13 protein-coding genes and 1 pseudogene are annotated in these 13,930 nt (G+C 68.8%); 5 read left to right on the top strand and 9 right to left on the bottom strand.

What is annotated here, in order from left to right; translation table 11 throughout:
* Nucleotides 1-166 precede the first annotated feature (166 nt).
* Together IF655_RS22780 and IF655_RS22775 are read left to right on the top strand one after the other, a co-directional pair.
* On the top strand, nt 167-2,644 hold the full coding sequence (locus tag IF655_RS22780) for a ThuA domain-containing protein (RefSeq protein ID WP_199586941.1): 2,478 nt from the start codon (nt 167-169) through the stop codon (nt 2,642-2,644).
* 50 nt (nt 2,645-2,694) lie between these two features.
* Entirely contained in the window at nt 2,695-4,845 is a 2,151-nt protein-coding gene (locus IF655_RS22775) for an OmpL47-type beta-barrel domain-containing protein (RefSeq protein WP_242488887.1), read from the top strand.
* 67 nt (nt 4,846-4,912) lie between these two features.
* Here IF655_RS22775 and IF655_RS22770 read toward each other — a convergent pair whose 3' ends face one another.
* Nucleotides 4,913-5,386, bottom strand: coding sequence for a hypothetical protein (locus IF655_RS22770; RefSeq protein WP_199586935.1), 474 nt, complete (start codon nt 5,384-5,386; stop codon nt 4,913-4,915).
* 481 nt (nt 5,387-5,867) lie between these two features.
* On the opposite strand from IF655_RS22770, the pseudogene IF655_RS31825 reads away from it, so the two are divergent.
* A pseudogene (locus IF655_RS31825) lies at nt 5,868-6,431 on the top strand (IS5 family transposase); the annotation flags it as partial.
* Between the two features lie 36 nt (nt 6,432-6,467).
* Here the strand turns inward: IF655_RS31825 and IF655_RS22760 are convergent.
* Nucleotides 6,468-6,767, bottom strand: a complete 300-nt coding sequence (locus IF655_RS22760) for a hypothetical protein (RefSeq protein WP_199586933.1) — start codon at nt 6,765-6,767, stop codon at nt 6,468-6,470.
* A gap of 189 nt (nt 6,768-6,956) precedes the next feature.
* Here IF655_RS22760 and IF655_RS22755 point away from each other — a divergent pair, with 189 nt between their 5' ends.
* A complete protein-coding gene (locus tag IF655_RS22755) occupies nt 6,957-7,469 on the top strand; it encodes a DinB family protein (RefSeq protein ID WP_199586931.1) in 513 nt (170 codons plus the stop codon).
* Between the two features lie 283 nt (nt 7,470-7,752).
* Here the strand turns inward: IF655_RS22755 and IF655_RS22750 are convergent, their stop codons facing one another.
* From IF655_RS22750 to IF655_RS22720, 7 genes are all read right to left on the bottom strand, one after another.
* Nucleotides 7,753-8,229: a hypothetical protein gene (locus tag IF655_RS22750; RefSeq protein ID WP_242488873.1), complete on the bottom strand. Its 477-nt coding sequence runs from the start codon at nt 8,227-8,229 to the stop codon at nt 7,753-7,755.
* Between the two features lie 53 nt (nt 8,230-8,282).
* Nucleotides 8,283-9,329, bottom strand: coding sequence for a MerR family transcriptional regulator (locus tag IF655_RS22745; protein ID WP_199587002.1), 1,047 nt, complete (start codon nt 9,327-9,329; stop codon nt 8,283-8,285).
* 135 nt (nt 9,330-9,464) lie between these two features.
* Nucleotides 9,465-9,752, bottom strand: coding sequence for a DUF5959 family protein (locus tag IF655_RS22740; RefSeq protein WP_199586927.1), 288 nt, complete (start codon nt 9,750-9,752; stop codon nt 9,465-9,467).
* A 36-nt stretch (nt 9,753-9,788) separates the two neighbouring features.
* Entirely contained in the window at nt 9,789-10,268 is a 480-nt protein-coding gene (locus tag IF655_RS22735; RefSeq protein WP_199586925.1) for a DUF3515 family protein, read from the bottom strand.
* Between the two features lie 49 nt (nt 10,269-10,317).
* Entirely contained in the window at nt 10,318-10,542 is a 225-nt protein-coding gene (locus IF655_RS22730) for a helix-turn-helix transcriptional regulator (RefSeq protein ID WP_199586923.1), read from the bottom strand.
* On the bottom strand, nt 10,542-11,162 hold the full coding sequence (locus IF655_RS22725; protein ID WP_199586921.1) for a DUF2975 domain-containing protein: 621 nt from the start codon (nt 11,160-11,162) through the stop codon (nt 10,542-10,544). Before IF655_RS22725 ends, IF655_RS22730 begins: the two co-directional genes overlap by 1 nt.
* Nucleotides 11,163-11,247: 85 nt before the next feature.
* The gene (locus IF655_RS22720; RefSeq protein WP_199586919.1) at nt 11,248-11,925 is read right to left on the bottom strand and encodes a DUF402 domain-containing protein; all 678 of its coding nucleotides are present in this window, start codon (nt 11,923-11,925) and stop codon (nt 11,248-11,250) included.
* Nucleotides 11,926-12,342: 417 nt separating this feature from the next.
* Here IF655_RS22720 and IF655_RS22715 point away from each other — a divergent pair, with 417 nt between their 5' ends.
* Entirely contained in the window at nt 12,343-13,902 is a 1,560-nt protein-coding gene (locus IF655_RS22715) for an AMP-binding protein (RefSeq protein ID WP_199586917.1), read from the top strand.
* Nucleotides 13,903-13,930: the final 28 nt, after the last annotated feature.

The raw sequence follows: 13,930 nt of genomic DNA, 5'->3' as shown, positions 1-13,930 counted from the left end.
GAGAAGCGGGAGTGCCCGTGGGGACGGCGGCCACGGTAGAGCCGTAGCCCTCGTTTATCCACACTCAGGACAAAGTTGGTGAGATTCCGTCCGTTGGTATTGGCGGGTCGTTGAAAGCCGTCTAGCTTCTGGCGCTGTTGCTGAGACCACGGAGGGTGGGTGACCCATGCAGAGCGCACCGCATCACCGGTCGAGATCCCGGCGCGCGGCGGCCGCGGCGCTGACGGCCGGGGCCCTGGCGGCATCCCTGCTGAGCGGTGGTACGACCGCCATGGCCCGGCCGTTACCGGACCCGAAGGCGTCGGCGCTGCCGTCGCCGCCGGGGGGCAAGAACGTCAAGGTCCTCGTCTTCCACGCCTCGGCGACCGAGGAGTCGCCGACCGTGGACGCGGGCATCGAGGCCATCGAATCCATCGGCCTGACCGGCCCTGCCGAACAGCGCTTCAAGACCGTGGCCACGGACGACGCCTCGGTCTTCACCAACGACAAGCGGCTGGGCACCTTCAACGCCGTGGTCTTCCTGACCGGCGGCGGAGACGTCCTCGATCCCGAGCAGGAAGCCGGTCTGGAGTCCTACCTCAAGGCGGGCGGCGGCTTCCTGGGCATCCACGACGCGGCCAGGACGGAGCCGTACTCCGACTGGTTCACCGGTCTGATCGGCGCCCGTCCCGCGAGCGGGAGCCCAACTGCCGTACAGCGTGCCGTCGTCGAGATCCCCGACCGGAGTCATCCGGCCACGAAGGACCTGCCCCTGGAGTGGAAACGGCCCGACCAGTGGTTCAACTGGACGAGCAACCCGACCGGCAAGGTGCACACCGTCGCCAAGGTCCGGGAGAGCAGCTACCAGCCGGGCACCGGCGCCAACGGCGTGGACCACCCGGTCTCCTGGTGCCGTGACTACGACGGCGGCCGGTCCTTCTACACCGCGATGGGCGGTACGGTCGAGTCGTTCGCGGAGACCGACTTCCGCGACCATCTGCGGGGCGCGCTGCTGTGGACCACCCGGCTCTCACGTGCCGACTGCAAGGCGACCATCGACGCCAACTACTCGGCGGTGCGCGTCACTCAGCCGAACCAGCCCGGTCAGCAGGACCAGATCGGCGAGCCGCACGGCATGGTCGTGGCGCCCGACGGACGGGTGCTGTACATCGGCCGGGGCGGCGGCACGAACGAGGCTCCGGTCGTCACCGACTGGAACAACCCCGACATCGGCAAGGGCATCGGTCAGATCCACATCTACGACCCCGCGACGAAGAAGGTGACGCTCGCGGGCGCCCTGACCGTCTTCGGCAACAAGGGCGGCGGCGACGAACTCACCAAGGTCGAGGAGGGGTTGCTCGGCATCGAGCTGGACCCCGCCTTCGAGTCCAACGGCTGGGTCTATCTGCACTACACCCCGCACTCCGGACTCGACCGCGACAAGCAGGTGGCCGAACGCCGCGTCTCCCGCTTCACGTTGGACCGCGCCACGAACAAGCTCGACCTGGCGTCGGAGAAGGTGCTGCTCAAGTGGCCCGTACAGGTACACAGTTGCTGTCACGCGGGCGGCGGGATGGCCTGGGACTCCAAGGGCAACCTCTACATCGCCACCGGTGACAACAACTCCTCCGGTTTCAGCGACGGTTACTCCGGCAACAACCCGCAGCCCAACTACAAGGGTCTGTCCTTCGCGGACGCCCGCCGCACCGCGGGCAACACCCACAACCTCAACGGCAAGATCCTGCGCATCCACCCGGAGCCGGACGGCACGTACACCCTGCCCGAGGGCAACCTCTTCACCGGCAAGGAGCAGGACGAGGGCGGCGGCAAGACGCGTGGCGAGATCTATGTCATGGGCGTACGGAACCCGGCGCGGATCTCCGTCGACAAGAAGACCGACATCCTCTACGCGGGCTGGGTCGGACCCGACGCGGGCGCGCCGAGCACCACGTGGGGACCGGCGAAGTACGACACGTTCGCCGCGATCACCAAGGCGGGCAACCACGGCTGGCCGTTCTGCATGGGCAACAAGCAGCCCTACCGCGACCGCAATCTGCCGGACCCGACCAAGCCGCTGGGCTGGTACGACTGCGACGCCCCGAAGAACGAGTCCCCGAACAACGACGGTCTGGTGAACCTGCCGCCCGTCACCGGCAACACCATCTGGTACTCCCCGCAAGGCGGCGCCCCCGACTTCCCGCGCAACGCGGCGGGCGTGCCCAGCTACAAGAACGAGGAAGCCACCTACCTGCTGCCGTGGCTCAAGGGCGGCGGCCAGGCCACCATGGATGGCCCGGTCTACCGCTACGACGCGGCGAAGGCCGGCGCCGGGGCGTGGCCGGAGTACTGGGACGGCAAGTGGTTCGTCGGTGACTTCTACGACGCGGACAACCCGCGCCACGCGGTGCTCACCGACCCGAAGACCGTCGGCAAGGGCGGTCTGCCGGTCACGGCGGAGTCGCTGAAGAAGATCATCCCGGTCGGTCAGGGCGGCATCCGCAACCTCATGGACTGGAAGTTCGCGCCGGACGGTTCGCTCTACGTCCTCGACTACGGTCGCGGCTTCTTCACCTCCGACTCCCAGTCCGCGCTGTGGCACGTGACGTACACCGGCGGCGCGGCCACGCCCGCCGCGAAGGATCTGGCCAGGAAGGCGGCACAGTGAGACATCGACCCCTCCGCCTGTACACCGCGCTGGTGGGCGCGCTGCTGCTGATGCTGGGACTCACCTCGACGACCGCGTACGGACGTGACCGCGACCGCGCGGCGGCGGCTGCTGCCCAGGTCCTGACCTGGACGGCGAGTTCCCGCACGGACCAGTACGCCAGCTTCCCGACGACGGCGGTGGCCGGTCCGGCGACCCTCGTCTTCGAGAACAGCACCGCGACCGGCAACGACATCGGCATGCCGCACACGCTGACCTTCGACGTGTCGGACCCCGAGTACAACCACGACGTACCGGTCAACATCCTCGCCAACCCCGGCGACGACAGCGGCGGCAAGCACACCGTGGACGTGACGCTGACGCCCGGACGCTACCGCTACTTCTGCAGCATCCCCGGCCACGGCCAGATGCAGGGCATCCTCACGGTGACCGAGCCCGGCGGCGAGGACACCACGGCGCCGACCGCCGCCGCGAAGGTGGAGGGGCAGAAGAACGCCGACGGCGCCTACGTCGGCTCGGCCACGGTGACGGTCTCCGCCTCCGACGACGCGTCCGGCGTGAAGTCGATCGAGTACGCGGTGGGCGAGGACGGTCCCTGGCAGGCGTACACCGCGCCGGTCGTCGTCGACCAGGTCGGCACCCACACCCTGCGCTACCGCGCCACCGACAAGGCGGGCAACGTGGCGGCCGAGAAGTCCGTGACCTTCAGCGTGGTCGCCCCGCCGACGGACGACACGACCGCGCCGGAGACCTCCGCGACGGTGAGCGGCGAGAAGGACGCCGACGGGAACTACCTCACGATGGCGACGGTCACCGTCACCGCCTCGGACACCGGCTCGGGCGTCAACGCCATTGAGTACGCGCTCGGTTCGGACGGTGCCTGGCAGCCGTACACCGCGCCGGTGATGGTGCACGAGGTAGGTACGCACACCGTGCGCTACCGGGCGACCGACAAGGCGGGCAACGCGACCGCCGCGAAGTCCGTGACCTTCACCGTCGTGGCGCCGCCCGCCCAGGACACGACCGCGCCGGAGACGTCGGCGACGCTGAGCGGGACCAGGAACTCGGGCGGCGCGTACGTCACGAGCGCCAAGGTGACGGTCAACGCCTCGGACTCCGCGTCCGGGGTGGCGCGGGTCGAGTACTCGCTCGACGGGGGCGCGTATCTGGAGTACTCGGCGCCGGTGGTCGTGGACCGGCTCGGGTTCCACACGGTGGCGTACCGGGCGACGGACAAGGCGGGGAACACCTCCGCCGCCAAGAACGTCACCTTCACGGTCGCGCAGGGCGGGGGCGTCCCGGCGCCCGCCTGCCCCGAGTACGACGAGCGGCTGACGGTCATCGTCGGCACCGTCGACTCCGGCGTGCCGAACCGGATGACCCGCAGCCGGTGCACGATCAACGAGCTGATCGAGGACGAGAAGGACTGGTCGTCGCAGGCGCTGTTCCTCAAGCACGTCGACGGCGTGCTCGACGGTCTCCTGGCGGACAACGTCATCGACCAGCGCGAGTTCAACAAGATCACCAAGGCTGCCAAGCAGTCGAAGATCGGCAAGCCCGGCCAGACGACGGGCTACCGGGACCTGTTCGACGGCACGGAGGCGTCCCTGTCCAAGTGGGAGCAGGTCGGCGGCGGGCACTTCACCCTCACCGGCGACGGCGCGATCACCAGCAGCACGACCGTGCAGGGCATGGGCATGCTGTGGTTCCCGGAGCGCAAGTACGGCGACTTCTCGCTGAAGCTCCGCTTCCGCGACGACGCGCCGGGCACGGGCAACGCCAACGGCGGTGTCTTCATCCGCTTCCCCAACGTCCACAACCACCCCGAGGAGTCCCGCCCCGAGTGGGTCGCCATCAACTACGGCCACGAGATCCAGATCCTCGACAGCCCGACCGGCGACATGTACAAGACCGGCTCGGTCTACGGCTTCGACCGCGTGGGCCTCGGCGGCGCGGGCGTCACCCCGAAGGGCACCTGGAACGACTACGAGATCCGCGCGGAGGGCCAGCACTTCACGATCCTGCGCAACGGCGTCGTCATCAACGAGTTCGACAACGTCGGCGGCCAGGTCTTCACCCCGCCGCGCGCGGGTGACCCCGGCACGGACGGGCGGCGCTACGCGACGGGCTACATCGGGCTCCAGGTCCACAGCACGTCGGACGTGATCTCCTACCGGGACATCCGGATCAAGGAGTTGTAGCGGGGCGGTTCGTCCCACGTGAGCCCTCACCGGTGGCACGGTGGGGGCTCACCGCTGCCGCCTCCCTCTACCGGACCGGCCCGCGCTCGTCGACCAGCACGGTCGGCTCCGACAGGAACACGTCCGCGTCGACGGGTCCGTAGGCGATGTTGAACGTGTCGAGCCAGTAGGACCAGCCCCTGATCCCGAGGGCACTGCTGAACCGGTAGTTGAGCTGCCACCGGACCCACTGACCGGGCAGCAGCCGCACCGCCGGTGGTCTGCGATGACGAGGGGGCACCCCGAACATCGGCTCCACCCTCGCCAGCACCCGAAGCCGATCCCCCTCGCCCCGCAGGCTGACGCCGACCTCTCGGAACGGCGCCTCCCCCGAGCGCGGCTCGAACCCGTCACGCTCGGACATCCGCACGAAGTGGGCGTGCCTGGGCGGCAGTTCCGGCACGGGGAACCCAACAGGCACCGCGTTCCTGAAAGCAGCGACTTCCCCACCCCGAGACTCCTTCGTCCAGGACGCCTTGACCCACTGCACCGTGACCTCCACCGCACCTCCTCGCGCCCGGAGTTTACGAGCCGGGGGTGCGCTGAGCGGCGTCGGGGAGTCCCCGCCTCGGCACCGGATCACTACGCTGAACGGGTGCTCTCATACGACGAGTTGACTCCGCCGGAGCGTGCGCGGTGGGACGCGTTTCCGGAGGGGCGCCAAGTGAATCTCCGTACGGGCGTACCCGAGGACGACCAGGTCACCGAGGGCGGACAGTGGGGCGCCGAGCGGACGGTGCGGGGCGCCGTGATCGTGGCGCTGCTCCAGGGCGTGAACACCACGCGCCCGAGCGGCGTCGCGTGTCTGTGGCTCGCGGGGGCACGGATATCCGGCCGACTCGGCTTGTCCGGAGCGCAGATCACCCACGCGTTCTGGTTCGAGGACTGCTGGTTCGAAGAGTGGGTGGACCTCTCCGGGGCATCGGCTCAGTCGATCGCGTTCGTGGGCAGCCGGGCGCCGGGTGTGGAAGCGGGCATGATCCGTGTCGAGGGCCGCGTCGACCTGCGGCACTCCCGCTTCGAGAGTGACCCTGCCTCACCCTTGCACAGCCAGGCCACCGCTGGGACACCTCGGTGGACTCCACCATTGTGCGCGCCCACCAGCACGCGACGGCTTCACCAGCAAGATCCACCTGAGCGCGGACGGTCACTGCCGCCCAATATCTCTGATCGTCACGCCCGGGCAGCGGGGCGACTGCACCCAGTTCGTCCCGGCGCTGGAGAAGATCCGGGTCCCCCGGCTCGGGTCGGGCAGGCCCTGCAAGAAGCCCAATAGCCTCGCGGCCGATAAGGCCTACAGCAACGGTCCCTGCCGTCTGCGGCGCCACGGCATCCGGCACACGATCCCGAAGAAGGCCGACAGCCAGGCCGCCCGCCTACGCAAAGGATCGCGCGGCGGACGGCCGCCAGGCTTCGACGAGGACCGGTACAAGAAGCGCAACACCGTGGAGCGGGCCATCAACAAGCTGAAGAACTTCCGCGCTCTCGCGACCCATTACGACAAGCACGGGTACGTCTTCCTCGGTACCGTCACCGCGGCCGCCCTGGTCATCTGGCTCCGCACCTGCCCGGGTGCCGCGACGTCAGCGCACCGAGGCGCCCGGCGCCAACGCCAGGCCCGCTGCCGCGAGGAAGTTCTCAAGGCTGATGGCACCGCTACCGGTACCGTCGTCCCATTCGATCAGGAGCCCCGAGCGGCCCTCGTTCCACGACTCCAGACCGTCATCGAAGTCAGGGTCGGGATGCCACTCAACGCAGCCCTCGCCCTGCCGGTATCGGAGATAGAAGTACCGGCCGTCTGCCGTCCAGGCATCCCACTGCGACGGATAGGCAGAACACGTCTGCACGACCCGCACCAGATGCCGACCCTCCTCTGCGTCCATCCGAGGATGGTCGCGCACCGGTAGGCCCCTGGCAATCGACTTCAGGCTGCCGTCACAGGCGCCTCAAGTAGCGGCCAGAGCACGCCATCAATGATCGGCCGGACAGCTCCTAGTGCCGTATAAGGCAACGTTCGCCCTGTAGTGAAGCCCCGCCTGTCGACGGCTTCGGCCGCTGGCGATAATCGACCGATGAGCGCCATCGATCGCCCTATGCCGCCCCTGAACGCCGACGAGCGCACGACGCTGGAAAGCTGGCTCGACTTTCACCGCACCACACTGGCCATGAAGTGCGAGGGGCTGGACGATAAGCAGGCCGCCGAGGCGTCCGTGCCGCCGTCCGACTTCACTCTGACCGGCCTGGTCCAGCACATGGCGGAGGTGGAGCGGAACTGGTTCCGCCGCGTGCTCGCCGGAGAACAGGCGCCGCCCATCTACGACCCGCAGGCCGACCCGGATGCCCCCGACGGCGGTTTCGACGTGGCTGAGGGCGCCACTCTGAGCGACGCCCTCGCCACCTGGCACGCCGAGATCGCCCGCGCCCGCGAGCACTGCGCCGAGCATGCTCTGACCGATACGGGTCGTTTCATGGAGCAGGACGTCAACCTCCGCTGGATCTACGTCCACATGATCGAGGAGTACGCCCGCCACAACGGCCACGCCGACCTGGTCCGGGAACGCATCGATGGCACCACCGGCGTTTAGCGCCGGATCAGACAGCGTTAGCCCTCCTGGTAGGGGGTAGGCGATTTCGACGTTGTTCGCTGCAGCCCAGGTGCCGTCCGCCCAGCAACGCGACCACCGGATCGACGTCCTTCACGACGAGCGAGTCGTACCCCGCGCCCAGCGCGCCTGCCCGTTCTCACGGACCGCCGCCCGAACGGCGTCTTCGTCACGAGCGGCGGTGTAGGAGCCGAAGAGTGCGCCCATACGACTGATCATGAGACTTGTCCGATGGACGGGATCAGGCTGCAAGTTGCACACCGCTTCACGCGCTGGGGCCTGGGGCGGAGGCCCGCTTGGTGGTGCTCCGTTGGGTGATGGCCTCGGCCACCTCCTCGATGGCTGTGCGCAAAAGGTCGCCGTATCCGTCCTCAGGGAGATGCGGCGCGTGGTGCCGGGCGGCGTCGATGTGTTCGGTAGCGGCAGTGAAGGAACCGAGGCGGCGGTAGTTGTCGGCGAGGTTGAGGTGGAGGGACGGGTAAAAAGCGGCGAGCTGGAGGTCGGTGTCATGGGCCTGGACGCGTCGCTCGGTCAGGGACTCGGCCGCGTCCAGCGCGCGGATGTCCCAGGCCAGGGCCTGTGCGGGGTCGTCGTAGAGGTCGGCCAGGTAGTGGGTGAGGGTGCAACGGTGCAGCGGGTCGCCGGCGGGACCGGTCGTGGACCAGAGGTCCAGGAGTCTCTGGCGAGCGGAGGCTGGATAACCGGTACGTCCTTCGGTGACGGCGGCGCCAATGGCTTCCATGGTCGGATCGTGGGTGGTCATGGGGGCACCCTGTCTCTCTTTCTCAGGTCTTCTCAGGCGGAGTGGTCGGGCTTGACGGGCATCGCCAGCGTCGTGAGGTCACCGCGGTCCGCCGAGCGGATGGTGACCGGCTGCTCCGGGCCGCGCAGGTCGAGCATCACGTCGGGGCCGATGGCGGTGCTGATGGCCGGGTAGAGGGTGGTCAGATCGAAGTCGATCCGTAGATCGCTGCCGTCCACGGCAGCCGTGAGATGGAGAGGGGAGCCATCGCGCGCCAGGACTTGCACACTCCCGTCGGACATCCGGAGCGCCAGGTGCTCACCCGGAAGTTCCTCCATCGCCCTCAGGAACGTGTCCTTCGCGATCGTCACCCGCGTCGTGACCTCGGGCAGCGACGCGAGCATCGAGCGGTGGTCGGGGAACTCCTCCCTGAGCAACCGGCAGTGCTGATCCTCACGACCTGCCATGCGAAGCCAGATGCCATGCGGGGTGGCGTCCAGCCCGACCAGTGGGCTACGGCGCAGCGCGGCGGCCGTGGAGCGAAGTTCGTCGCCGTTGACCGTGGCGGACCAGGTCGCAGGCGGCGGGTCCATGGGGGCGAGGGTACGTGTCGAGAGGCGGTACCGGTCGGTCGCGGTCAGCGTGATCGCTTCGGCGGTCGCCTCCACGTACAGGCCGCCGAGCACCGGCAATCCCGGCTCGCGCACGGTCGCGGTCAGGACCTGTTCGATCGCGTCGGCGAGGACTGGCCCCTTCAGCGTGGCGATCCGCAGGCTCGGCACGTCAGCCAGTGACGACTTGACCAGCGCGGCTGTCCGTTTCGTGGCTTCCGCGTCTTCGACGACCTTGGCCACGTGCTCGTCGATCAGCCTCCACGCCGTCTCCGGCTCGGCATCCAGGACCGCGTCCACCGTGGCGAGAGGCATGGCGATCTCACGGAGTCGGCGGAGCCTGGCCGCATGGGGCAGTTGGTCGGGCCCGTAGTACCGATAGCCGGAGACGGGGTCCACTTCGGCGGGACGCAACAGCCCCGAGTCGGCGTAAAAACGCAAAGCACTGGGGGTCAGGCCGCATCGGCGGGCGAAGACCCCGATCGGCATCAGGTTCGGATCATGGTGTGGCACGTACCCATCGTCGAGCTTCAAGCGGGTCGAAGGTCAATCGGGCGAGGTCACGTGGACTACGACCGGCGTTCAGCCTCGGCCGCGCATCCGGCAGCGTCGGCTGTCCACCGTTCAGCACCGCCACTCGTAGGCGCCCGGTGACGTCGAGACGACTTCGCTCGGCCATTCCCGTCGCACTTGCTGTAGCAACTTCCGCTGCTCGTCGATCCACCCCTCATCCAGACACAGGGGAAGGAACACGGAGACGCTGGAACGAGCCACGTCCTCGATCTGCACGGCGGGGGTCTCGTGTTCTGCGTTGAGTGCTTGGAACCGGATTTCGGGGCTACGCTCGTCGTCCGTCCAACGAACATCACGGCCCGCGGCGAGCACGCCGTCCGAGAGATGGATCAAGTCCACTGCGCGCCCCTGTTCCCGCCCGTCGCCATGAGAAGCTCAGCCCCGCCGCGTACACGTCTTCTGCTCGGGCAACCCCGACACGAGCCCAGACACCTTGCTGATAACCGCGTTCTTGTCGTTGACCCTTTCCGAGAGCGTGAGTTCGGCTGCCGGGCTGCGGCCGTAGGTGAGGACCGTCTTCGTGCCGTCGTGGGTGTTGGCCGTGTTCACGACCCAGTCGACGCCGTTGACCGGCGAACACGGAGCGGATTTGGGGACGTTGGAGATGTTGCCGCAGCGGAGGATCACATCTCCCTGTCCCCAGACGGCTGTTCCCTTGATGTCGGAGTCGGTGCGGTCGCGACCGCCTAAATGCTGCGGGGACTTGTGCACCAGGGTGGTGCACGCGGCGCTTTCGCCTCCCGGGACCGCTGTCACGTTGTAGGAGCGCGAGGACATCTCGCAGGCGGTGAGAGCGACGGCGCAGGTTGCGATCACAGCGGCGTGGGCGAGACGTCGGCCAGAGGTTGATGTCATGAGGAATCCCTTGTCCAGGTAGCACGGTTGCCGCGGTGACCGAAGTCAGTCAGTCCTCGCGGATGCTGAGCAGGTCACCGGGTTGGCAGTTCAGTTCGCGGCAGATGGCGGTGAGCGTGGAGAAGCGGATCGCCTTGGCGCGGCCGTTCTTGAGGACGGAGAGGTTGACGACCGTCACGTCGACCCTGGCCGCCAGTTGGGACAGGGTCATCCCGCGCTCGGCCAGCAGCCGGTCGAGGTGGACCTTGACCCGGTGTTCGTCCTCAGGTGGCATCAGACCAGCCCCTCGGTGTCGGCGCGGAGCTTCGTGCCCTGACGGAAGACCTCGGCCAGGGCGAGGACGAGGAGGGCGAGCAGGACGTACTTGCCGGAAAGGGTGACGGCGAACGGAACCCGGTCGGCCATGTCGGTGCCGCGCACCAGGAGCGCCGTGGTCACGGCCGGGAGCAGCGGCGAGAGGACGGACTGCACCAGCACCGTGAGCCCTATGGCGCTCAGACGGCGGGCGTTCTTCGGCACGAAGACATCGCCGCTCCTCAGCGTCCTGGCCATCCGGAGGAGGAGCACCAGGACGAACAGCAGAAGCAGACTGCCCGTGATCTCCGGCAGCGCGAGCAACAGGCGCTGACCGAAGTCGGGGTGGACGAAGCCGAGTTCGGCGCGGTCGGTGCCGGTGAGGGTCATGCCGTAGTCCGCGGTGACGGGCTTCACCGCGCCGGGCACCCGGGTCGTGACGTCCAGCTCGACGTCGCGCGTGTCCATGGGGTCGATCAGACCGACCACCCCGAGGACCGGGATCAGCACGCCGAAGACACCGAACAGCAGGGCGGCCAAAGCCAGAACGCCCTCCAGCACCCGGTTGTCGGTCCGGTCCCACCAGGATTTCGCACCCACGGTTCCCCCCGTAGCTCACAGCCCCATATCGCTTATCGATACTATCGATTAGCGATATGGGGCTGTCAAGGGACTTCAACTCCAGCTACGCGCGCGCCTGTTCACCCCTCCCCGTCCGCCGCGGCAGGCGCGGAGTCGGCCACGCCCCGTCCCATCGCCACGTCGACCAGGCGGTCACGTCCCCGAACGGCCCCGCCCGCTCCCCCACCATCGCCAGCACCTCGGCACGTGCCGTATCGACGGCGCGGTGGTCGGCGTCGGTGATGAGGCCCAGCCTGCGGGCGTGGGCGTACTCGTCCTCGTCCTTCCATTCCCAGCGGGCGAGATCGGGGGTGACGAGGAGATCCACGGCGAGGTCGAAGGTGTCGAAGCCGTCGGCGGTGCGGAGCATGGGGCGCTCGAAGTTCACGTACCAGTTCCGCAGACCGGTCCCGGTGTAGAAGGCGTTGACGCTGAACCAGGCGGTGGACGGCTTCCAGATCCGCAGCTCGGTCTCCCGCCAGCGGCCGGAGGTCTGCTCCCACATCCCCGTCGCCAGAGCGTCGAACGCCCTGCCCCGAGCGGAAAGGTCGCCCTCCGCAAGGGACTTGGCATACAGGGCGGGCCAACGCGTCTCCGCCCCGGGCGCGCAGGCCGCTTCCAGGGCGTCACCGGTGTCGGCGAGGACGCGCAGCGAGTGCTCGCTCCATACGTGGCGTACCTGACCGCTGTGGTGTACGTCCCGCCGTACGACCGTCCGGCCGGGTTGGAAAGGACTGGTCAAGGGGCTTCTCCTGTCGTCCCGTCGAGATGGCGTCCGTCGAACGGGCGCTCCGCGTCGTCGCCCTCACAGAACATGCCCGCGAGGGAGCAGAGGCGTTGGGGCGACAGCCGTCCGCCCACGGAAACCAGCCCACCCCCAGCGCATGATTCCGGACACTCGAACCCCTCCCCACCCCCGCCAAAGGTCGCGAACAGCCGTTCCCGCGCGGCCCCATGACGCGTTCCCCGCTCCCCGCGCCGGGCCGAATTCCGACGCCGGACGCTCACCCGGTTGGCCACGTCCCGCCCCCTCGGCATAAAGTCGATCTTGGTTGGCCTGGGCAACCTTTCCGCAGGTCAGGGCCACCATTCCCCCCACAGAGAACAGTTATGGAGACCGGCACGCCGAGGCGGCGGGCCGGTTCAGGAGGTCCAGCAGATGTCCGACGTCGCCCCCCGCTTCCGCAGCCATGTGGAAGACATCCTCGAGGGTCTGCGGGACGCACCCGGCCGGGAAGCGCTCGTGCACGGCGGTCACCGTATCGGTGCCGGGGAGTTCCACGACCTCGTGCACCGGATGGCGTGGGCGCTTCAGGCGCAGGGAATCGAGCGGGGACAGACGGTCACCCTGCTCAGCGGCAACCTGCCCGAGGCGATCGCGCTGCGGTACGCCGCGAATCTGATCGGCGCGCAGGTCAATCACCTGTACAACAAGCTCGCGCCGGACGTGCAGGCCGCCATCGTGCGGGACGTGGAGACCCGGGCGCTGGTCGTCGACCCCCGGATGACGCGGCGCGCGGAGGAGATCGTCGGGGCCGTCGCCGTGAAGTCCGTGCTCACCCTCGGTCCTGCCGGACCCGATCAGGACGCGCCCGACGCCCAGGACCTGCTCGCCCTGGCCGCCCTCCAGTCCCCCGAGCCCTTCCCCAGCCAGGCCGAGCCCGACGACATCTGCGCCATCCGGCACACCGGCGGCACCACCGGTCACCCCAAGGGGATCTGCACCACCTACCGCCAGGTGCAGGAGCAGCGCGCCGCGCGTCCGGACGACGACGGCAGCACGCCGCCCCGCCAGCTCATCGTCACCACCATCGCGCACGCGGCCGGGATGCTCGCCGACGGTGTGCTGGAGACCGGTGGCACCGTGGTCCTGCTGGACGACTTCGCGCCCGGTGAGGTGCTCGGCGCCATCGAGCGCGAGCGCATCACCCACATGTGGCTGCTGCCTCCCCTGCTGTACCAGATCCTGGATCACCCCCACATGGAGCGAACCGACACCTCTTCGCTCCGCCAGGTGGTGTACGGCGGCTGCCAGGCGTCCCCCACCCGGATCGCCGAGGCGGTACGGCGCCTGGGTCCGGTCCTGATGCAGGGCTACGGCCAGAACGAGGCCGGCATCATCAGCATCCTCTCCCCCGCCGACCACGACCCGGACCGCCCCGAGCGGCTGCGCACCGCCGGACGGATCCTGCCGGGGGTCGAGGTGGACATCCGCGACGAGAACGGCAAGGTGCTGCCCAACGGTGAGCACGGCGAGATCTGCGTCCGCTCCGCCATGGCGATGGAGGGCTACTGGAAGCAGCCCGAGCTGACCGCCGAGGTGCTGAAGGACGGCTGGCTGCACACCGGTGACATCGGCTTCCGCGACGACGACGGCTATCTCACCGTCGTGGACCGCATCAAGGACATGATCGTCGTGGTCGGCGGCCATGTGTACACCACCGAGCTGGAAGACCTGCTCAACAGCCACCCCGAGGTCCGGCAGAGCGCGGTGTTCGGCGTCCGCGACCAGGATCGCATGGAGCAGGTCCACGCCGCCGTGCTGCTCGCCCCCGGCTCCACCACCGGCGCCGACGAGCTGCGCGCGATGGTCCGGGCGGCGCGCGGCGCGATGTACGAGCCCGCCCGCATCACCTTTCCGTCCGAACTGCCCCTGACCGACGTGGGCAAGCCGGACAAGAAGGAGCTGCGCCGCCTCGCCGCCGCCGCCACGGTCTGACGCCCAAGCCGCCAGTGCGAGCCGCCCC

It is taken from the genome of Streptomyces sp. DSM 110735 (genome assembly GCF_016482685.1).
Classification (GTDB): domain Bacteria; phylum Actinomycetota; class Actinomycetes; order Streptomycetales; family Streptomycetaceae; genus Streptomyces.
The sequence above is the reverse complement of the archived record's forward strand: the minus strand, read 5'-3'. Positions and strand labels throughout refer to the sequence as shown.